Origin of the sequence: Priestia sp. YIM B13489 (genome assembly GCF_042787645.1) — a bacterium.
In the GTDB taxonomy this organism is placed as follows: Bacteria; Bacillota; Bacilli; order Bacillales; family Bacillaceae_H; genus Priestia; species Priestia megaterium.
Window position 1 is genome coordinate 1 of sequence record NZ_JBHZOQ010000039.1, and the last position, 1,518, is coordinate 1,518.

Here is a 1,518-nt window from a genome sequence, read left to right on the forward strand (position 1 = left end):
TCGGCTTAGGTCCCGACTAACCCTGAGCGGACGAGCCTTCCTCAGGAAACCTTAGGCATTCGGTGGACGGGATTCTCACCCGTCTTTCGCTACTCATACCGGCATTCTCACTTCTAAGCGCTCCACCAGTCCTTCCGGTCTGACTTCACTGCACTTAGAACGCTCTCCTACCACTGTTCGTAAGAACAGTCCGCAGCTTCGGTGATACGTTTAGCCCCGGTACATTTTCGGCGCAGAGTCACTCGACCAGTGAGCTATTACGCACTCTTTAAATGGTGGCTGCTTCTAAGCCAACATCCTGGTTGTCTAAGCAACTCCACATCCTTTTCCACTTAACGTATACTTGGGGACATTAGCTGGCGGTCTGGGCTGTTTCCCTTTCGACTACGGATCTTATCACTCGCAGTCTGACTCCCAAGGATAAGTCATCGGCATTCGGAGTTTGACTGAATTCGGTAACCCGGTAGGGGCCCCTAGTCCAATCAGTGCTCTACCTCCGAGACTCTTACCTTGAGGCTAGCCCTAAAGCTATTTCGGAGAGAACCAGCTATCTCCAGGTTCGATTGGCATTTCACCCCTACCCACACCTCATCCCCGCACTTTTCAACGTGCGTGGGTTCGGGCCTCCATTCAGTGTTACCTGAACTTCACCCTGGACATGGGTAGATCACCTGGTTTCGGGTCTACAACCACATACTAAACGCCCTATTCAGACTCGCTTTCGCTACGGCTCCGCCTTATCAGCTTAACCTTGCATGGGATCGTAACTCGCCGGTTCATTCTACAAAAGGCACGCCATCACCCATTAACGGGCTCTGACTACTTGTAGGCACACGGTTTCAGGATCTATTTCACTCCCCTTCCGGGGTGCTTTTCACCTTTCCCTCACGGTACTGGTTCACTATCGGTCACTAGGGAGTATTTAGCCTTGGGAGATGGTCCTCCCGGATTCCGACGGAATTTCACGTGTTCCGCCGTACTCAGGATCCACTCTGGAGAGAACAACATTTCAGTTACAGGGCTGTTACCTTCTTTGGCGGGCCTTTCCAGACCTCTTCGCTTATATCGTTCCTTTGTAACTCCGTATAGAGTGTCCTACAACCCCAAGAGGCAAGCCTCTTGGTTTGGGCTGTTCCCGTTTCGCTCGCCGCTACTCAGGGAATCGCATTTGCTTTCTCTTCCTCCGGGTACTTAGATGTTTCAGTTCCCCGGGTATGCCTTCTCATACTCTATGTATTCAAGTATGGATACTACTCCATTACGAGCAGTGGGTTTCCCCATTCGGAAATCTCCGGATCAAAGCTTGCTTACAGCTCCCCGAAGCATATCGGTGTTCGTCCCGTCCTTCATCGGCTCCTAGTGCCAAGGCATCCACCGTGCGCCCTTTCTAACTTAACCATTTCTTACTTTAGAAAGAATCACTATGTGTGATGAACTTTGCATTGCATTCAATGTGAATGTATTACTTATTGTTATCTAGTTTTCAAAGAACAATCCTGTCTCGCTAGAGACATGTTT

Annotated in this window: 1 rRNA gene; it reads right to left on the reverse strand. The window is 50.1% G+C overall.

Annotated features, from left to right (window positions below):
• Positions 1-1,398 (reverse strand): 23S ribosomal RNA (locus ACFX4W_RS04570); the annotation flags it as partial.
• Between the last annotated feature and the right edge of the window lie 120 nt (positions 1,399-1,518).